General features: G+C 37.1%; 19 protein-coding genes and 1 CRISPR repeat array. Of the genes, 9 read left to right on the top strand and 10 right to left on the bottom strand.

The features are described 5' to 3' along the window. Positions 1 to 56 precede the first annotated feature (56 nt). Positions 57 to 815: direct repeats of the CRISPR family, unit length 36 nt; unit sequence GTTTGAGAATGATGTAAAAACGTATGGTACTGAAAC. Between the two features lie 454 nt (positions 816 to 1269). From DW125_RS01890 to DW125_RS01875, 4 genes are all read left to right on the top strand, one after another. Further along, on the top strand, positions 1270 to 2670 hold the full coding sequence (locus DW125_RS01890; RefSeq protein WP_330411766.1) for a glycerate kinase type-2 family protein: 1401 nt from the start codon (positions 1270 to 1272) through the stop codon (positions 2668 to 2670). Positions 2671 to 2717: 47 nt separating this feature from the next. Then, complete coding sequence (locus DW125_RS01885; RefSeq protein ID WP_021861222.1) at positions 2718 to 3239, top strand: GNAT family N-acetyltransferase; 522 nt, start codon at positions 2718 to 2720, stop codon at positions 3237 to 3239. Between the two features lie 170 nt (positions 3240 to 3409). After that, a complete protein-coding gene (cutA, locus tag DW125_RS01880; protein WP_021861221.1) occupies positions 3410 to 3742 on the top strand; it encodes a divalent cation tolerance protein CutA in 333 nt (110 codons plus the stop codon). 102 nt (positions 3743 to 3844) lie between these two features. After that, entirely contained in the window at positions 3845 to 4255 is a 411-nt protein-coding gene (locus DW125_RS01875; protein ID WP_021861220.1) for a peptide deformylase, read from the top strand. A gap of 174 nt (positions 4256 to 4429) precedes the next feature. Here the strand turns inward: DW125_RS01875 and DW125_RS01870 are convergent, their stop codons facing one another. The 8 genes from DW125_RS01870 to DW125_RS01830 all read right to left on the bottom strand — a co-directional run bounded on the left by DW125_RS01870 (position 4430) and on the right by DW125_RS01830 (position 13784). Continuing rightward, on the bottom strand, positions 4430 to 5785 hold the full coding sequence (locus DW125_RS01870; protein ID WP_117536954.1) for a fibronectin type III domain-containing protein: 1356 nt from the start codon (positions 5783 to 5785) through the stop codon (positions 4430 to 4432). Positions 5786 to 5878: 93 nt separating this feature from the next. Next, positions 5879 to 9640 carry a rhodanese-like domain-containing protein gene (locus DW125_RS01865; RefSeq protein ID WP_117536953.1) on the bottom strand — a complete coding sequence of 1254 codons (3762 nt, stop codon included), beginning with the start codon at positions 9638 to 9640 and terminating at the stop codon, positions 5879 to 5881. 230 nt (positions 9641 to 9870) lie between these two features. Further along, positions 9871 to 10332: an Hsp20/alpha crystallin family protein gene (locus tag DW125_RS01860; RefSeq protein WP_199537811.1), complete on the bottom strand. Its 462-nt coding sequence runs from the start codon at positions 10330 to 10332 to the stop codon at positions 9871 to 9873. A gap of 97 nt (positions 10333 to 10429) precedes the next feature. Next, positions 10430 to 10855: an Hsp20/alpha crystallin family protein gene (locus DW125_RS01855; RefSeq protein WP_021861216.1), complete on the bottom strand. Its 426-nt coding sequence runs from the start codon at positions 10853 to 10855 to the stop codon at positions 10430 to 10432. Between the two features lie 300 nt (positions 10856 to 11155). Next, the gene (locus DW125_RS01850) at positions 11156 to 12376 is read right to left on the bottom strand and encodes a tyrosine-type recombinase/integrase (RefSeq protein ID WP_117536952.1); all 1221 of its coding nucleotides are present in this window, start codon (positions 12374 to 12376) and stop codon (positions 11156 to 11158) included. Between the two features lie 104 nt (positions 12377 to 12480). Beyond that, positions 12481 to 12675 (bottom strand): hypothetical protein, encoded by a 195-nt coding sequence (locus tag DW125_RS01845; protein ID WP_004614488.1) that lies wholly within the window; start codon positions 12673 to 12675, stop codon positions 12481 to 12483. 439 nt (positions 12676 to 13114) lie between these two features. Further along, on the bottom strand, positions 13115 to 13363 hold the full coding sequence (locus DW125_RS01835) for a helix-turn-helix domain-containing protein (RefSeq protein WP_117536951.1): 249 nt from the start codon (positions 13361 to 13363) through the stop codon (positions 13115 to 13117). Position 13364: 1 nt separating this feature from the next. Further along, positions 13365 to 13784, bottom strand: a complete 420-nt coding sequence (locus DW125_RS01830) for an RNA polymerase sigma factor (RefSeq protein WP_015552791.1) — start codon at positions 13782 to 13784, stop codon at positions 13365 to 13367. Between the two features lie 395 nt (positions 13785 to 14179). On the opposite strand from DW125_RS01830, the gene DW125_RS01825 reads away from it, so the two are divergent. The 4 genes from DW125_RS01825 to DW125_RS01810 are packed head-to-tail and all read left to right on the top strand — an operon-like array spanning position 14180 to position 17537. After that, entirely contained in the window at positions 14180 to 14845 is a 666-nt protein-coding gene (locus tag DW125_RS01825) for a response regulator transcription factor (protein WP_117536950.1), read from the top strand. A gap of 55 nt (positions 14846 to 14900) precedes the next feature. Continuing rightward, on the top strand, positions 14901 to 15818 hold the full coding sequence (locus DW125_RS01820) for an ABC transporter ATP-binding protein (protein WP_117536949.1): 918 nt from the start codon (positions 14901 to 14903) through the stop codon (positions 15816 to 15818). Further along, positions 15811 to 16632 carry an ABC transporter permease gene (locus tag DW125_RS01815; protein ID WP_117536948.1) on the top strand — a complete coding sequence of 274 codons (822 nt, stop codon included), beginning with the start codon at positions 15811 to 15813 and terminating at the stop codon, positions 16630 to 16632. Before DW125_RS01820 ends, DW125_RS01815 begins: the two co-directional genes overlap by 8 nt. Before the next feature lie 26 nt (positions 16633 to 16658). Then, positions 16659 to 17537 carry a sensor histidine kinase gene (locus tag DW125_RS01810; RefSeq protein WP_117536947.1) on the top strand — a complete coding sequence of 293 codons (879 nt, stop codon included), beginning with the start codon at positions 16659 to 16661 and terminating at the stop codon, positions 17535 to 17537. A gap of 37 nt (positions 17538 to 17574) precedes the next feature. Here the strand turns inward: DW125_RS01810 and DW125_RS01805 are convergent, their stop codons facing one another. Together DW125_RS01805 and DW125_RS01800 are read right to left on the bottom strand one after the other, a co-directional pair. Next, a complete protein-coding gene (locus tag DW125_RS01805; RefSeq protein WP_117536946.1) occupies positions 17575 to 17928 on the bottom strand; it encodes a stathmin-1-A in 354 nt (117 codons plus the stop codon). A gap of 19 nt (positions 17929 to 17947) precedes the next feature. Beyond that, a complete protein-coding gene (locus DW125_RS01800; protein WP_117536945.1) occupies positions 17948 to 18172 on the bottom strand; it encodes a sporulation initiation factor Spo0A C-terminal domain-containing protein in 225 nt (74 codons plus the stop codon). Between the two features lie 149 nt (positions 18173 to 18321). On the opposite strand from DW125_RS01800, the gene DW125_RS01795 reads away from it, so the two are divergent. Continuing rightward, the gene (locus DW125_RS01795) at positions 18322 to 18684 is read left to right on the top strand and encodes a helix-turn-helix domain-containing protein (protein ID WP_114091354.1); all 363 of its coding nucleotides are present in this window, start codon (positions 18322 to 18324) and stop codon (positions 18682 to 18684) included. Positions 18685 to 18706: the final 22 nt, after the last annotated feature.

Raw genomic sequence — 18706 nt, 5'->3', positions numbered from 1 at the left:
ATGTGTTTGAGTACCTTGTTTTGCGCAAATGATGGCGGTTCATTTTTGAATTTGAGGTTTGAGAATGATGTAAAAACGTATGGTACTGAAACAAGCGACTGCCCGGAATATGTAAAAGAGCTGTTTGAGAATGATGTAAAAACGTATGGTACTGAAACGAAGGTATTTCTATTAAAGAACGACCATTTGTTTGAGAATGATGTAAAAACGTATGGTACTGAAACGATACACTTGACGGACATCTTCTCCGTGGTGTTTGAGAATGATGTAAAAACGTATGGTACTGAAACTGAATCACATCTACTACCGTATATCCCGGGTTTGAGAATGATGTAAAAACGTATGGTACTGAAACGCAAATAAAAGCATACAGACTTGTAGATAAGTTTGAGAATGATGTAAAAACGTATGGTACTGAAACACGACTCCGAGTGATACGTCTGTCGCAATTGTTTGAGAATGATGTAAAAACGTATGGTACTGAAACACAGTGGGTGGTTACTTATCAGGAAATGTTGTTTGAGAATGATGTAAAAACGTATGGTACTGAAACGGTATAATGTTATCCAACTGTGAACAACTGTTTGAGAATGATGTAAAAACGTATGGTACTGAAACACAGATAGTTACTTTAAAGATTTATCAAGCGTTTGAGAATGATGTAAAAATGTATGGAACTGAAACTCTTCAGCCGATACAATACGTTCCGGCATGTTTGAGAATGATGTGAAAATGTATGGTACTGAAACACAGATTCGACAGTTACAGTATCCACTGGTGTTTGAAAATGATGTAAAAATGTATGGTACTAAAACTGATAAGTAATCGGTTATAAAAAAAGGAACTTGAAATTGATGTGAAAACATATAAACTATAGCATACATTAAGATTCTCCCCATTAAGTTTGAGAGTGATGTAAAAGAATACGGAATTAAAAGTACAATTGTCCCCAATTTGGGTGCGTGGATGTTTGAGAAAGATTGTAAAGTTAATATATATGGAAACTAAAATCAATGTAATCTATTTATATTTGAGAATGATGTAAAAGGTTAAAGGCGGCAAGTTTTTTGCTGTCTTTATTTGTTTTAAAGCTTACAAAAGTCGCTTTATCGTATACCTATTTTGCTATGCTATAACTATCAAAGAAACATAAACGAAAAACGTTTTTTCTATTGATGTATTAATTATAAATAATTTCCTGTATAATATTGGAGAGGCAAAATTTGTAAAAACAAATTTAAATTAAAGATAATATATGAGGTGTTAGTTTTGAGCCATGAATTGAAGAGCATTAACGAATTTAATATAGAAAAATACTTAAGAGAAAGCAAGGACAGAGGAGCCAATATTATGACACTTAGACAACAATCCGAGTATATCATCCGTCATGCACTCCACAGCGTTCTCCCGGATGAGGCGGTAAAAGCTGTTCTGACCGGGGATAGATTCCGTTCGGTTGTGGATGATAGTGGAAAACTATATCTTGTTGCAATCGGGAAAGCCGCATGGCAGATGGCGCAGGCGGCAGTAGAAATATTGGATGATCGGCTGGATGGCGGAATCGTTTTGACAAAATATGACCATGTAAAGGGAGAAATCCCGCACGTAGAATGCCTGGAAGCAGGGCATCCGGTTCCGGATGAGAATTCGTTTGAAGGAACGCAGAAGATACTTGACATGACGGCAGGGCTGAGTCCGGAAGATGTAGTATTATTTCTGATTTCCGGTGGTGGATCGGCATTATTTGAGAAGCCGCTTGTATCCGGCAAAGAGCTGGAAGATGTTACAAAGCAGCTTCTTGCCAGTGGCGCAAATATTAAAGAAATGAATACGATACGGAAACGCCTGTCGGCGGTAAAAGGTGGTCGATTTGCTCAGCATGTCGCACCGGCGAAGATATTTTCGATTGTGCTCAGTGATATTATCGGTGATCCGCTGGATATGATTGCATCCGGTCCGGCATGTGCGGATCAGAGTACCTGTGAGGAAACACTGGAGATTGCAGACAGGTATGGATTAAAGCTGAAGGATTCCATAAAGGAGCTGCTGAAAAAGGAAACGCCGAAAGAATTGTACAATGTCGAGACGGTCATCAGTGGAAGTGTGAGTGCGCTTTGCACAGCTGCAAAAGAGGCTTGTGAGGAACTGGGCTATGAGTCGGTCATTTTAACAGACCGGCTGGACTGCGAAGCGAAAGAAGCAGGGGCGTTTCTCGCATCGATTGCGAAAACACACTGTTGTAATATGCAAGGAAATAGGTGTGGAGATATTCCGCAGAATATGCAGCAAAATGAACAGCAGAAGAATACAAATAAGCTTGCATTTATTGCAGGCGGTGAGACGGTTGTACATTTACATGGTACCGGAAAAGGTGGACGCAATCAGGAGCTGGCGCTGTCGGCGGCAATCGGTTTAGATGGAATGGAAGGCGTAGCACTTTTCAGCATTGGAAGTGACGGAACTGATGGCCCGACGGATGCCGCAGGCGGTTATGTGGATGGAAAGACTTGCGAAATGTTGCGAAAACATAAGACAGATATTTACCACGAGCTGCGTAATAACAACGCGTACGCAACTTTGGAGAAATGTGATGGACTGATAAAAACAGGTCCGACCGGAACGAATGTAAATGATGTTACAGTTTTGCTTATAGAAGAAAGAAATATTTAACATTGCCAGTGTAATTATATAATGAATAAGAGAAGGAAAGGAAAACAATGGATAAAAAAGCACTTTATGAAAGATTTGAATTTCGGAATATAGAACAAGGAGAAGCGGAACAGGCAGCAGAGATTGAACGAATCTGTTTTCCACCAAATGAAGCCTGCTCTGAGAAAAACATGTGTGACAGAGTCAGGGATATTTCGGAACTATTTCTCGTTGCAGTAGATAAGGGAAATGGAAAGATTGTTGGATTTTTGAACGGACTTGCGACAGACGAGCCAAAACTTCGGGATGAATTTTTTACTGACGCCGGTTTACATAACCCGAACGGGAAAAATATTATGCTGCTGGGACTGGATGTTTTGCCGGAATATCGTAGACAAGGACTTGCAAGAGAACTGGTTGCCGTGTATTTGCAGAGAGAACAGGCGAAAGGGCGCAGCGAGATTATTCTTACCTGCCTGGATGCGAAAGTAGAGATGTATGAAAAATTTGGCTTTATTGACCGTGGCATATCTGACTCTGTCTGGGGTGGCGAAGAGTGGCACGAGATGAGTGTAGTTTTGGAAAAATAATAGATTTTTTGAAAATAGCAAAAATTTTGCCGGGTGGTTTAGGATGGAAAATACATTCACGGGGAAATGGATTAAAATTTGAAATAATATAGGCAGATCATAAAATAATTTATATTATGGTTTTATTTAGATTTAGTGATAAATAAAATCAGGAAAGCAGGTAAAAAATTATGGAATTTAAATATTGCAAATTAGAGATTTTTATTCCGGAAACGAAAATATTGGAACTACAGAAAGCGTTACAGAAAGTGGACGCCGGACATATTGGGAATTATGATTCCTGCATGTCAGTAAGTCAGGTGACGGGATATTGGAGACCGTTAGATGGATGTGATCCGTATATTGGCGAGAATGGGAAAATAAGCAGCGAACCGGAGGCAAAAGTAGAAGTGACAATCTATGCAGAAGCGGCGGAGCGGACGATTCAGGCAATCAAGGAAGTGCATCCGTATGAAGAACCAGTCATCAACGCAATTCCAATCTGGAAGACGAGCTTTTTATAAAAAAATAGTTAGATGTTTTAGTTTCAACATTATATAAGTTATTATAATCAGAATATGTATGGAAGCGTTACAGAGGAATTTTAAGAAAGCGGGGAATAAAAAATGGTACGAATGATAATGCATGATCCGGTGTTTTTGAGTCAGAAATCAGAGCCGGCAACAGAAAAGGACAGACAGATCGCAGTCGATCTGCTGGATACTTTAAAAGCACACGAAGAAGGCTGTGTTGGCATGGCTGCAAATATGATCGGTGAGAAGAAACGGATAATTGCAGTGAATATGGGATTTATGAATGTGGCAATGTTCAATCCGAAAATCATAAAAAAATCAGGGAGATATGACACAGAGGAGGGGTGTCTTTCGCTGCCTGGAGTGAGAAGCTGCACAAGATATCAGGAAATAGAAGTGGAATATCAGGATATAAATATGAAGAAACAAAAGCAGAAATATTCTGGCTGGATCGCACAGATCATTCAGCATGAAGTAGACCACTGTGAAGGGATATTGATTTAGTCGAGAACTGGGTGAAGCCAGAACAAGATTAGGTGATTTGGAATTGATTTTTTAATAAATAAAAGAGAACGAAAATGAGCCAGTATAATAATTGATGTTACACTGGCTCATTTATAATATCTGTATTAAGTTCCCAGGTAAGTATGACAGGAAATACAGAACGGATGTTCCTTATCACTTAATTTTTCCAGAAGTCTTAATGCTGCTCCATTTACTGAAATAGGTCTTTTTACTCACCTTTTTATAAGCACGGACGCGAACCTGATATTTCTTTCCTTTTTTCAGAGATTTCAGTGTTTTGATCTGCTTGCCCGTCGTAATAGTTTTCCATTTTTTTGTACCCTTTACACGGTAGGCAACCTGATATGCTTTGCCGTAGTAGCCGGACGGCTTCTTTGCAAATTTGACAGAAAGAGATTTCTTCTTAGGAGTCAGTTTCGCAATTTTCGGCTTTGTAGAAACAACCTTCGGCTTTGCTGGTGTAGAAGGTTTCAACGGTGTAGATGGCTTTGACGGTTTGTCATTTGAATTGTCAGCAGGATTTTTCGGTTTTGATGCAATTTTCCATGTAGAACCATTTTTCGCAAGCTCGTATTTAGTAGAATCAAAGCCCCATTTGATCTCCGGAGCATTATTTGTAAGCTGAATCGGTTCGATTTCAGAGCTGGTAGAAATAAAAGTTCCACATGCAATACTTGTGACCGCTCTTTCACCGGAAATATCAAGAGCAGGAGCACCCTGATAAGTGCCACATTCAATGGAAAGAGTGGCATCACCTTCAATTGCGCCGCCATTTACCTTTACGGCAGGTGCAGAGACGGTTTGCGAGTACGTGCCGTCATCCAGTGTCAGTGTTCCCTGGTTTTCCAGAAGAACAGTTGCATATTTTCCGGAGGAAATGGCACTGCAGTTATGAAATGCTGCATTTCCGTAGAGCATATAATAGCAGGAACCTGTGCTTGTGACCGTACAGTCAGTTATTTTAAGATCAGAGCCTTTCACAGACTGCTGAATTGCCATTGGATTGCCGGAACCACCGGTTGCCTGGTTGGCGATAGTTATATCAGAAAGTTCCAATGCCCCGGCAACATTGAGGGTAGTGATCTCCTGTGTGTTCGGATATTGACCGGAGGTAGAGATAATTGCCTTCGATATGTCTTCGCCGGAATTTGTAATCCGGAAAACGGCAAGGTTATCTGCTCCGGAGCCACGCACAGAAAATCCATTTGCTTTTTCAAATAAAATGGAATGGTTGTTAAGATCCAGTGTCAGATCCTGAGTCAGATAAGTGATCAGATAATCCGAGCAGGTCAGATCACTTGTAAGTTTTACCGTTGAATCATCCGGCGAGATGTATGTACCGCCATTTTGGGTAATGAAATTTTCCAGACCGGTTTTATCGCTGATTGAAGTGGCTGCCATTACGTGAACCGGCTTCGCAAATAAAATCATACCTGCGCTTAAGAACAGTGCAGTAATCGCAATCATGACGAGCCGGGAAAGATGATTTATTTTTTTTAGTATGTGCATAAATCCTCCTTAAAAAAAACGGTCCTGCCAGAAAGGCAAGACCGTTCAAAATACTTCAATATATAAGACTTGCTTATAATTTCATGTATTTGATTATTTTAATGTTACAGTGATTTTTACAACTGTTCCTGCTTTAGGAAGTACGTCTTTGTTACCCATTGTTTTAATATCAGCACCGGAAACAAATGGCATATCTTCGTTTGTTACAACACCTGCGTAGCAGCTGCATGTGCAGAGCAGGCATCCTGATTTGTAAGAAGCAGATACGTCTTTGCTGTTAGAGAATACTTCATCGATTGTAACCGGGCTGCCATCTACAGATGTTAAAGTATCAGCCATGGAAACTGTTTTGTCTCCCCATGATACGTTAACGTCTACATGAGTGTAGTCTTTGTTGTCACCATTTTCCGGGGTAATATATTCACCAGATTTGATTTTGTGTCCACCAGGAGTTGTATTCCATGGTGTTCCGCCAAGCTCTGCCATTGCGTCAGCAAAGTCAAGACGATCGCATAATCCTTCGAACAGGCACTGATTTCCAAGTGAGCATCCTGTTGTGGACATATAGTGTTTTGTTGGCTCTTCTAAGTATTTACCGTTCAGTACACCATATACAGAGATTGTCTTGTTAGCTTTGTCTACGCTTACCGGAACAGTGCTTTTAACAACTGTATTTCCGGCAGCGTTCCATGCAGAAGCACCACCTTCAAGAACAATGATCTTGCCTTCGCTTACACCAAGTGCTTTTAAGTAGTTTACAGATTTGTTTGCATATTTGTTACCAGAGTAGCATTCTACAACATAGAATTTATTCGGGTTCGCTTTTACTGCTGCTTCAAGGTTAGCTTTTGATGTTTCATCAGAAAGATCAGCACCGTTGTTCTCACGCAGTGGTGTAGAAACAGCACCGTCAATATGTCCTGCAGCATAAGTTACAGCGTCACGCAGGTCAAATACTACAAATGGAGTATTTCCAGCTTCCAGATTTGCTTTTAACTGGTCAACAGTCATACCATTTACAAAATCAAATCCACTTGTTGATTTGTAAGATTTAACGAGGTAGTTTGCTTCTGTCCAGCCGCCCATACCACCTTTTAATGTGTAAATGTTAGATGGATTCACACCTTTTTCTACGAGAGTAGAAGCAGCGGCTTCAGCGTATCTGTTACCTGAGTAGCAGATGATTGTATATTTCTGATCTGCGGAGTCACCTGCGATTGCTTTTTCAACGTTGGCAGCTGCAGTAGCTTTGTCGCTTCCGGAAACAGCACCAGCCTGATCAGCAGAAACAGCGCCAACGATGTGGCTTTTTGCATAATCTTCAGCTTTACGTGCATCGATTAATTTATAAGACTGTGTGCTGTCAATATCAGCTTTTAAATCAGCAGCAGATACAGTAAGTCCAACAATTGTTGAATGATTTGCATCCTTCCATGCTTTAGCGCCGCCTTCAAGAACGATAATCTTGCTTTCGCTCACACCAATCTCTTTTAAGTAGTTTACAGCCTTTGCAGCGTAGTTGTTACCAGAATAACACTCAACAACATAGAATTTATTCGGGTTAGCATTTACAGCAGCCTGCAGATTTGCTTTAGACTGATCATCAGACAGATCTTTTAAAGCACCATCTACACTCTCACGAAGAGGAGTGGAGATAGAAGGTTTGATGTGTCCTGTTGCGTAAGATGCAACGTCACGCAGATCGAATACTACGAATGGAGTTTTTCCATCGTCAATATTAGCTTTTAACTGATTAACAGTCATACCGTGAGTAAAATCTGTTTTACTCTTGTCAGATGTGTAAGATTTAACACAGTAATTGTCATAATCCCATCCACCGGCATCTTTTTTCATTCCACCCGTTAATGTGAAAATATTTTTGTTGCTAATACCAGCTTTGATCATAATCTCAGTAGCTGCCTGTGCATAGCGGCTTCCGGAATTGCATACAACTGCATATTTTGTACCTGCAGGATCATTTTTGATTGCAGCTTCAATATTCTTTGTAGCAGATGCCACATCAGTACCTGATACAGCACCGTCAACGTCAGCAGAAACAGCACCGGCAATATGAGATTCAGCATATTTAGCAGCCTGACGTACATCTAAGATTTTGTATTCCTGTTTTCCGTCGATATCAGCTTTTAATTCTTCTTTTGAAATATAGTTATATGGAGCTTTGTATCCATCAACAGCGATTGTGATTGTTACAACAGTACCTGCTTTTGGAAGGTTCGCGGAGTTTCCAATCGTAGTTCCACCCATTGCAACATCTTCACTTGCACAGATACCTGCATAACAGCTTGATGTACAGATTTCGCATCCGGATGGGATTGCTTTCTGAACAGCACCACTGTTAGCGTATACAATAGTTCCTGTATATGCTGACTTGTCAGCATTTTTAATCGTATCCTGCATTGCAACAGCATCATGTCCTGCCCAGGAAACGCTGATATTCAGTTTAGAATAATTAGCGTTTGTTCCTTTTTTGTCTTTTACGGCGGCAATAGATTCACCATTCGCTAATACAGTTTTTGAATTTGTATTCCATGCAGTTGCTCCGAGAGAATCCAGTGCATTTGCCAGATCAATACGGTCATTCAGACCTGTGAAGATCGGATTGCCTCCGGAAGCTCCAAGATTAGCAGTCACGAGATAATGCATAGTTGGTTTTTTAAATGCAGAAGCATTTAAGATACCTTTTAAAGTAACAGTTCCGGCTTCTGTATCAACTTTAACCGGCTCAGTTACAGTGATAAGGCATGTAGCTTTTTTGCTTCCACCTTTTTCAGTTGCTGTGATTGTAGCCTGTCCTGCTGCGATACCTTTTACAACACCTTTGGAAGTTACAGTAGCAACTTTTGTATTGCTTGATTTCCATGTAACACCCTGATTGTAGAATCCAGTAGCACCTTTTACAGTAGCTTTTAAAGTAGTTGTCTTTCCGGAAGCTACTGTCTTGGAAGTTGTGTTCAGCTTAACAGAAGAAGCTTTCAGATCTTTTACTGTGATCTTGATTGTAGATTTTACTTTCTTGTTCGTCTTGGAAGTAGCAGTGATTTTTACAGTACCTTTTTTCTTACCAGTAACAATGCCTTTAGAAGATACAGTAGCAATTTTCTTATTGCTTGATTTGTAGGTTACAGATTTGCTTGCATTAGAAGGTTTTACAGATTTAACAGAAACCTTCACTTTACCCTTGATATCTACTGTTTTAGAAGTGGCTTTGAGGGTAATCTTTGTTGGCTTTCCTTTTACTGTGATCTTGATTGTAGATTTTACTTTCTTGTTCGTCTTGGAAGTAGCAGTGATCTTTACAGTACCTTTTTTCTTACCGGTAACAGTGCCTTTAGAAGATACAGTAGCAATTTTCTTATTGCTTGATTTGTAGGTTACAGATTTGCTTGCATTAGAAGGTTTTACAGATTTAACAGAAACCTTCACTTTACCCTTGATGTCTACTGTTTTAGAAGTGGCTTTGAGGGTAATCTTTGTTGGCTTTCCTTTTACTGTGATCTTGATTGTAGATTTTACTTTCTTGTTCGTCTTGGAAGTAGCAGTGATTTTTACAGTACCTTTTTTCTTACCAGTAACAATGCCTTTAGAAGATACAGTAGCAATTTTCTTATTGCTTGATTTGTAGGTTACAGATTTGCTTGCATTAGAAGGTTTTACAGATTTCACGGAAACCTTCACTTTACCCTTGATATCTACCGTTTTGGAAGTAGCTTTAAGGGTAATCTTTGTAGGCTTTTTGGAAGCCGCCTCACTGTTCATGCCTGTAGAAGCTGCCATAGTAAGAACTACAGCAAGTGAGAGCATAAACAGGGAGATTTTTTTGATTGTTGTTTTCATAATAACAACTCCTCCTTGTCTTACCGTTAAAAACGGACACTTTGTATCTATTTAAGTATAGTTTCATATATAAATATAAGCAAATTGATAATATCTATAAAATGACTAAATAATAGATAATATCTATAAGATGAAAAATAGCCTAAATCCCAGTAAAATTGTGGGCTTTAGGCTATTTGTTAAATAAATTATTTATTAGCTTAAATAGAAGAAAAAGCAAGAATTTGACATTATCCTTCAATAGCAATCTGTTTCTTATTTTCTACGGCAGGTTTGGCTTCTTTTTTCGGAATGGTCAGTTTCAAAATGCCATGTTTGAAGCTTGCTTTAATATCTTCTTCAGTTACATCCTTGCCAACATAGAAACTTCTCTGGCAGGAACCGGCATAACGTTCACGACGGATATAATGTCCGGTTTCTTTTTCTTTCTTATCCTGCTCCAGTCCTTTTGCGGCACTAATCGTCAAATAACCATCGTTTAACTCAATGGTAAGCTCATCTTTCTTAAATCCAGGAAGGTCAATATCGAGAACATAACTGCCTTTTCTCTCGCGGATATCGGTCTTCATTAAGTTGTGAGCTCTGTGTCCGTAAAGTTTCTTCTCCATACGATGTTCATCTTTGTCATTATAAAATGGGAATCTGAAAAAATCATCAAATAAATTATCATTAAAAATACTAGGCATCATCATAAGTCATTCCTCCTTGAATCTCTATCTATATTATGTGCTACCGGAGCTTTTCACTCCGGCTATGAGCAACTTGTCGACTATAAGTTTAATTATAAGATTATCCTTCGATGGCAATCTGTTTTTTGCTTTCCACAGCAGGTTTAGCTTCTTTTTTCGGAATGGTCATCTTCAAAGTGCCATCTTCGAAACTTGCCTTAATATCATCTTCTGTGACATCTTTGCCAACATAGAAACTTCTCTGGCAAGAACCGCTGTAACGTTCACGACGGATATAATGTCCATCTTTATCTTTCTCATCGTTGTTCGTATCTGTGCTTGCGCTGATTGTCAGATAACCATCATTCAGTTCAGCCTTTACATTATCTTTCTGTACGCCCGGCATACTCATCGTCAGTTCGTAATCCTTTTCGTTTTCCTTAACATCTGTGTTCATAAGGCTTGTGTCACTATAACCCCATGCATTCCAATCATCATCAAAGAAATCGTCCAATAAGTTCTCTCCAAAAATACTAGGTAACATCATAAGTCATATCTCCTTTCAAAAGACATTCATAAAATATAATTAAGCACTGTCGGAGAATCCGATGTGTTGTTGTCTCATAGGAACATCTGGAATCAAGATCCTTTCTTTTTATCTCTCTTCCTTTGTTCTAACTGTACTATAACATCTATTATTAGCACTGTCAAGAGCGTGAGTGCTAATATTTTTGTTATTTTTTTGCAAACCCTTTAAAATCAATGGTTTGCAGTATCTTATTTCTTTTGAAATTGTGATTTTTTCTGTTTTGACACCAATTTGACACCAATTTTTCTTTTTAGGGTGTCAAGCATTTAACACCATATTATCCAGCCTTGCAATCTCATTTTCAATCCTTGTCAGCTCTCCAATATGGTTATACACTTCCATTGTTACATCTATATGGGCGTGTCCCATAATATATTGAAGAACTTTTACGTCCATACGGCACTCTGCCATTCTGGTACAAGCTGTGTGACGCATTACATGAGCTGAAAACTTCGGTAACAGTTCTGCTTTCCTATGCTCTTTTTTTGCTCTCTCTACTTCGGTTTTGTTATATGCGTCTACAATGTTATATAAAACACTATTTACGCCATTCGGCATAAGCGGTCTGCCCGATTTCGCTGTAAAGACAAACCCTGAATACCCGTCCACCTCAATGCTCTTATCCTTTGCAAGCATAAAATTGATTTTCCTTTGTTCCTCAAAGGCTTTTGCAACTTCTTGTGTCATAGGTATAATACGAATACCCGACTCCGTTTTTGGTGTTGAGATATGGAACTTGCAACCGTCGCCTAAATTCTTATAAATGAGCTGGTGGTCTACATTAACCGTTTTTGCCTTGATGTTTATATCTTTCCATGTAAGACCAATAAGCTCCCCACACCTTAACCCCGTACCAATCATTATGGTAAACATGGGATAATATGTGTTATAGACATTGCTCTGTTTTACAAACTCCATAAACTTTTCTTGTTGAGAAACAGTTAAGGCTTCTTTTTCCTCTGCTGGTTTTCCATAATCGCTAATGGAACTTTTTGCAGGGTTCTTTCGGATAATATCATCATCAACAGCCATTTCTAATGCAGGATAAAGCAGGTTGTGAATATACTTGATTGTAGAATAAGCATATCCAGCTTTGGAAAGTTTCGCATAATACGCTTTAATATGTGAGGGTAAAAGTTGAACAACTTTAATATTTCCAATCTCGTCTTTTACTCTGTTTTCCCAAGCACGAACATAACTAACTCTTGTAGTATCAGCCAGCTCACGAGTTGCCATATAACGCTCAAACAACGTGTTAAGCGTCATTTTTTTGATTGCTCCGTCTGTCAATATATTATCTTCCATATCTTTTGCAATCTGCTTCTCTTTTTCTCGAAGCTCTGGTAAATCTTGTGCATAGACTGTCAATCTCTTGCCTGTTCTTACATCTGTATAACGATAACTGTATCTTCCATCATTACGCCAGTTTTCGCCCTCTCTTAATTTTCTTCCTTTTGGGTCTTTTCTACTAATTGCCATGAGAACCATTCCTTTCTGAAAAAGCCTCTTTTCTTGTTCTCACAGCGTGCTTTGTCCTTTCTTATTATACTACACACGCCAGAGAACATAAATAGAAAATCGTTCTATTCTTCCAAATATAGCAAGTATTTCTTGACTTTTTCTATGGAATAAAGAACCCTGCGACCTATCACAATTTTTGCTCCTGCCTGCTCGCCAATCTTTCTTGCAGTAGCACGACCACAAGATAACATAGCAGACAGTCCCTCTATATCAACAGCAATCGGTTGTTCCGTTGCTCTTATTTTCGTTTTATTCATATTCCAACACCTTACCTCGCTGGAACATCACATCATTTAACACATCAGTCTTTAACATAATGTAACACCCCCTTTATTGTGTGTCTATTTATAAGTTACAGAAGCAGGCAGACGGCTTTGGAAAGCTCCGTTAGTATCTCAACTATTCCCATTCTTGTGGGCAGAACCGCACCATGCGGACGTATCATTATTCTGTGAGGATAGGTCGTGGCAAAACGACTTTTCCAACAGTCGCTCTCGGATCACTGCGTGGGTCGCTCGCTTTCTTTTGAAAAGGTCGTGGCGTACAGTCCCCGTGGCTCGCTATCTCACAAACGTATCTGTCTGCTTTATTCAGTTGTCAAAGAGCTGTGGCGAAAGCGTGTTGCTTTCATGTAAAAGCAGGTGCAGAGCAGGAAAGAGGGGGATTGAACAAATCATGCTCTGCGGTTACTGCTTGTTATTCTTCTTCGATTTCTAAGGCAATATCAAACCCTAAAATCATTTTAATAAGTGCTTCTCTGATAAGTCCCTTTAACTCCATATCTACAACAATATAAACATTGCCGTATTCATCATAGAGTGGACGCAGACAGCACTTTGATATGTACGGGTCATAAAATGCCAGTATCTTTTCAATCGCTTTTTCGTCCCCGCCCATTGCTTGTGAAAGCAAATAGTAGGACGGCTTCTTAAATGTTTGCTTCATTTTACTGTTTCTCCTTTAGTAATTTTTTCATAAGTGCCAATGAATTATGTCGATTTTGGAATACACCGCTTCTGGAAATATTCTGCTTTTTTGCAATTTCTTCGTTGTTCATTTCCAAGAAGTAATACATCAGCAAAGTTTCACGGTTACGCTCGGACAACTGTTTCAAGGCTTCTGCCAATTCATCATCATAGACACGAATATCATTACCGCATACGTTGAAAATCGTATAGTCCGTATCATAGTCGTCCCAGACAGCCAGATTTTCTACAACGATTTCTGGAAGTTCACAAAAGAGTGTTTCTTCCTTTTGTCGTCGTTTTAATTTCTTCTGATAGTCCTTAACAACATGTCGGACAACTTTCTTCAAACAACTTTCAAAACGGCATTGAACTGTTTTCTGGAAGTCAGACGGTTTCATCAATCTCACCCCCTTTCCGTTACGACGTGAAAAGTGGTTATCCCTCTTTCCACACCATATAGGGAACGGCAGGTGTGATTTGTTAAGTTGAGAACTCAAAAAAGCCAAAATTTTTCCAGAATGAAAAAAGCCCGCACAAAACAGACTGTTTGCACGAGCAAATGAATTTATATATCTAATTAACGATTTTATTGATTGCTTTTTCCATTTATAGCCGATAAATTTCTTTAAAACATTCCATGAAACATACTCCCTAATTTACACATCAAAATTATTTTCCAAAATCATAAAGTATATTTCTAAATAATTTCTAAATGTACCATAGACTTCTTTGTTTCATGTGGATAGCATAAAAACCTTATGGTACAATATCTAATTAAAGGAGATGAAATCACATGAATAAAATTGCTATTATTGAAGATGATATAGACATTTGCAATATGATTGCAAAATTCTTAGAAAATAATAAATATATCGTTCATTATGCCTTGAATGGTGCAGAGGGAATAGAATTATGTAAATCGCTTGTTCCAGATTTAATAATACTTGATATTATGTTACCGAAGTTAAATGGAAATGATGTATTGCAGCGATTGCGTAAATTTACAAATGCTCCTGTCATTGTTGTTTCCGCAAAAACAATGGTACAGACAAAAATAGATTTATTAAAATTAGGTGCTGATGATTATATGACTAAGCCTTTTGACCTGCATGAGCTTCTTGCTCGTATTAAGGCAAATTTGAAAAGGACTTCAAATACGTCCTGCCAAAATGATACTTTGACATATAGAGATATCGAAATCAATAACTCTCTAGTTTATATCAAAGAGGTATTAGTATCTTTTACATCAACCGAGTTAAAGATTTTAAGACTATTATTGCAATATCCGCAAAAAATTTTTTCAAAGCAAAATTTATATGAATCCATTTGGAATGAAACTTATGCTTATGATGATGATACGATAAATACCCATATTAGTCATATTCGTAAAAAAATCAAGGCAATTACAAATGAAGATTATATACAAACCATTTGGGGAATCGGTTATAAAATTAAATGACTTTAGATTTTCTTTAGACTTATCAGATATAGTGGCATAGAAAGGAGTGTTTAGAATGACAAAATTTATATGCGAAACAAAAAATCTAAGCAAAAAATATAAAGATTTCTATGCTTTAAAGAATGTGAACTTAACTATTCCAAAAGGAGAAATCTACGGTCTTGTAGGCGAAAATGGGGCAGGAAAAACAACTCTAATCCGATTATTAACGGGACTTAATTTTAAGAGTGAGGGAGAAATAATCCTGTTTGGACATACAGATAATCTGCAATATGAAAGGACAAAAATCGGTTGCACGATTGAAATGCCTGCATTATACAAGGATATGACAGCTTCACAAAATTTAGAGGTGCAAAGAATACAGCGTGGTATTCCAAACAAAGAGTGTATTGCCGATACTTTAGAGTTGATAGGTTTATCCAATGCTGGCAAAAAAAGAGTGGCAAACTTTTCTTTAGGAATGAAACAAAGGCTTGCTTTAGGTGTTGCATTATTAGGTGAGCCAGAATTTTTGATTTTGGACGAACCCGTCAACGGACTTGATCCAACGGGAATTATTGAATTAAGAGAACTTCTTAAAAAATTAGTAAAAGAACGAGAGGTAACGATTTTAATATCCAGCCATATATTAAGTGAATTACATCAGCTTGCTACCTGTTACGGATTTCTTCATAAAGGAGAACTTTTGAAACAAATTTCTGCCGAAGAATTGAACGAAGAATGTAAACGCCATATTTGTTTAAGGACTGATAATATCCAAAAAACCACTCTTTTATTAGAGCAAAAGGGAAATATTAACAATTACTCCGTTTACCCCGATAATTCTATTCGGATATACGAGTGCTTAGATAATGTAAGAATGATTTCTAAATTACTATCCAGTAATGGAGTTATTATTGATGAAATTTCTGTGCAAGGAGAAAATTTGGAAACATACTTTGAAAATCTAATAGGGGGACGAAAAAATGTTTAATCAAATAAGAGCAGAATTTTATAAGTTATTTCATACAAAGGCATTGTACTTAACCTTTGCTTTGATTTTAGCAGTCTTTGGAATTTTCTCCATAGGCGGTCAGCAACAATTTGTGGCATCAAGTTCAAGTTTAGACGAAACATGGAAAATAGGAGAAACTGTTGGATTTCTTGCTCGTGCTTATAGCGATACAGCACACCCATTGATTGAAGAAATAATAAGGACAGCCACATCTTATACTGTATTTTTCTGGCTGATTGTTCTTATATTTTCTGTTATTTTCTTTTCAAGAGAATATACGGATTCAACAATTAAAATTGCAATCGCAAGCGGACAAAGCCGAATTAAGTTTTTTGTTGCGAAATATATTGTGATTTCGATTACCAGTATATTTCTATACTTTTCATTTATTATGATTGCATTTATAATAGAATGTGCGAAATTTAATATTCCAATACAACTGTTTCCAATGCTGAAAATTGCAGGACTAAATTGTATGATTATGGGAGCGTTTATCGGAATTACACTTATGTTATGTGTAATATTCAAACATACGGCAATCGTTGTAGGTGCTATGTCATTGTTTACATTTAGCGGACCGCTTATCTATATGATGACATGGGATAATATGTCAACTCAATCATGGAGAGTTCTAACATACTTAAAAATAAATCCTATGTATTACTGGATGAATACCTGTTCTTATAATATGATAAATAATTTAGAAATCAATATTTTGATTTATTTCGTGGGAACTGTAATTATTACATTTCTTGTTTCAGCATTTATACTAAGAAAGCAAGAAATACGCTAATCATAACAGAAAGGGGAAATGCGAATATGTTATATTTCTTATTGATTTGCTTTATCTTCATATTAGCATTTTCCTTATTCTCTATTATCAGAACAATTCGCAACATAAATAAGCAAATAAAGCAACAACGGAAAATACGAGTATCTTTATCAAATAGGGACATTGAAGAATTAGCTTATGCAATCAATCAAAAAGATAATCTACATAAAAAATTACAGGTTCAAATTAAGCAGGAAGAAGAACAGTTAAAACAGTCTATATCTAATATAAGCCACGATTTAAGAACACCTTTGACATCTATACAAGGCTATTTAACACTTCTGCAAGAATGTGAAGATAAACAGGAACAAGGACAATACATTAAAATCATTAAGGCAAAAACAGATTATCTCACGGATTTAGTACAAGAGTTTTATGATTTATCTGTGATAGAAAATGAGCAAGTTGATGTTGAATGTGAGCGTGTTGACATAAATAGAATTGTTACAGATTGCTTAATTGAAAAGTATTATGAATTTGGAGAAATCCAACCAACCATTCAAACAGAAAATACTCCTGTATGGATATATGGAAATAACCTTATCTGTAAACGAATTATTGAAAATTTAATTGTAAATGCACTTCGTTATTCAGATAATTACATTGAAGTTTCTATCAATCAAAAAGGAGTGTTCACAATTAAAAATTCAACAAAATCCCTTGATGATATTGATGTAAACTTATTATTTAACAAGTTTTATACTGTTGATAAATCACGCACCAAAGGAAGTTCTGGTCTGGGCTTGTATATTGTAAAGGAATTGCTGAAAAAGATTGACGGTAAAATTGAAAATGTAAGTTACGAAAAAAATATTTTGTCTATTAGCATTTGTTTTCCCTTGTATAATGATAAAAAGTTACTGTGATCAGAACATCTGAATACAGTAACTTTTTTTAGTAGCTTTAACTCTCTTTTATAAGTTTTTCAAAATATTCTCTTTTCTTCTCTGGAAGTTGATTTAAAAATTCTTCCAGCCATTTTTCTTCTTCTTCCAAAATTCCCTCGTCCTCATAATACTCTGGGTATTCTAAATATATTTCATGTTCTCTTTCTTCTCGTTCTTCGTCAGCTTGTGCTAAGTCCATATATTTTCCAATAAGGATTTGAAGATATTGACTATATCCAAGAGAACCCACTAAATAAGTAATTCGTTCATAGTCTTTTAATGTCATTTCTCTCTTTCCAGTTAAAAGGTCATAGTCGTAAGAAGAACAAACTTCCAAAAATTCCTGTTCCTGCGTTTCTGCTTTTTTCATTGTTCACGCTCCGTATTTACTAAAATTTTAAATTCTTGCTAACTACACAAATAAATTCTTCTGGACTGGGTATCTTATTTCCAAATAAACGTTGAAATTCCGCTTGCTTGTTTGGGTCATTACTATTTCTAGCTTCATCAATAGCATACTGCATTTCTCTGCGAATTTCAGATACCGAACAGCCATTTGTTTTAGCCATTCTTTTTATAAGCTCTTTGCTATCCTTTTTACGAAATCTTAACATATAGACATACCCCCTTTGCATTTATATTCTTCCATATTTTAAACTTTTTAGCCTGGATATATACTGAAAGAATTGTTCATTTACACAGAGTATTATATTACACTCTGTGAATGGTTACAATATAAAAAAGCAGGAAAGGAGAGGAAACTGTGGAAGTTGATTACAAAGCAATCGGACAGCGTATTAAAATTGCAAGAATTAAAAAGGGCGTAACACAAGAAACCGTTGCCGACCTTATAGACATTACACCAGCTCACATGAGTAATGTAGAAACAGGAAAAACAAAAGTCAGTTTACCAACCTTGATTGCGATTGCCAATGCACTTTCTGTATCAGTCGATACTCTTTTATGCGATAATGTGATTGCTTCTAAAATCATTTTTGAAAAAGAAGCAAAAGATATTTTTTCAGACTGTGATGAATACGAAGTACGTTTCTTAGTAGATTTAATGAAGTCCGCTAAAATAGCGTTTCGTAAAGACAAGGATATACGCAATCAATTTCAAAAATAACCGTAGCTGTAAGGCACATAAA

The sequence above is a fragment of the Dorea sp. AM10-31 genome (assembly GCF_003435815.1).
GTDB lineage: Bacteria > Bacillota > Clostridia > Lachnospirales > Lachnospiraceae > Dorea_D > Dorea_D hominis.
The sequence above is the reverse complement of the archived record's forward strand: the minus strand, read 5'-3'. Positions and strand labels throughout refer to the sequence as shown.

Coding starts and splice junctions, on each gene's coding strand:
- DW125_RS01885 (WP_021861222.1), top strand. CDS start 2,718: ATGGATAAAAAAGCACTTTATGAAAGATTTGAATTTCGGAATATAGAA.
- cutA (WP_021861221.1), top strand. CDS start 3,410: ATGGAATTTAAATATTGCAAATTAGAGATTTTTATTCCGGAAACGAAA.
- DW125_RS01875 (WP_021861220.1), top strand. CDS start 3,845: ATGGTACGAATGATAATGCATGATCCGGTGTTTTTGAGTCAGAAATCA.
- DW125_RS01870 (WP_117536954.1), bottom strand. CDS start 5,785: ATGCACATACTAAAAAAAATAAATCATCTTTCCCGGCTCGTCATGATT.
- DW125_RS01865 (WP_117536953.1), bottom strand. CDS start 9,640: ATGAAAACAACAATCAAAAAAATCTCCCTGTTTATGCTCTCACTTGCT.
- DW125_RS01860 (WP_199537811.1), bottom strand. CDS start 10,332: ATGATGATGCCTAGTATTTTTAATGATAATTTATTTGATGATTTTTTC.
- DW125_RS01855 (WP_021861216.1), bottom strand. CDS start 10,855: ATGATGTTACCTAGTATTTTTGGAGAGAACTTATTGGACGATTTCTTT.
- DW125_RS01850 (WP_117536952.1), bottom strand. CDS start 12,376: ATGGCAATTAGTAGAAAAGACCCAAAAGGAAGAAAATTAAGAGAGGGC.
- DW125_RS01845 (WP_004614488.1), bottom strand. CDS start 12,675: ATGAATAAAACGAAAATAAGAGCAACGGAACAACCGATTGCTGTTGAT.
- DW125_RS01835 (WP_117536951.1), bottom strand. CDS start 13,363: ATGAAGCAAACATTTAAGAAGCCGTCCTACTATTTGCTTTCACAAGCA.
- DW125_RS01830 (WP_015552791.1), bottom strand. CDS start 13,784: ATGAAACCGTCTGACTTCCAGAAAACAGTTCAATGCCGTTTTGAAAGT.
- DW125_RS01825 (WP_117536950.1), top strand. CDS start 14,180: ATGAATAAAATTGCTATTATTGAAGATGATATAGACATTTGCAATATG.
- DW125_RS01820 (WP_117536949.1), top strand. CDS start 14,901: ATGACAAAATTTATATGCGAAACAAAAAATCTAAGCAAAAAATATAAA.
- DW125_RS01815 (WP_117536948.1), top strand. CDS start 15,811: ATGTTTAATCAAATAAGAGCAGAATTTTATAAGTTATTTCATACAAAG.
- DW125_RS01810 (WP_117536947.1), top strand. CDS start 16,659: ATGTTATATTTCTTATTGATTTGCTTTATCTTCATATTAGCATTTTCC.
- DW125_RS01805 (WP_117536946.1), bottom strand. CDS start 17,928: ATGAAAAAAGCAGAAACGCAGGAACAGGAATTTTTGGAAGTTTGTTCT.
- DW125_RS01800 (WP_117536945.1), bottom strand. CDS start 18,172: ATGTTAAGATTTCGTAAAAAGGATAGCAAAGAGCTTATAAAAAGAATG.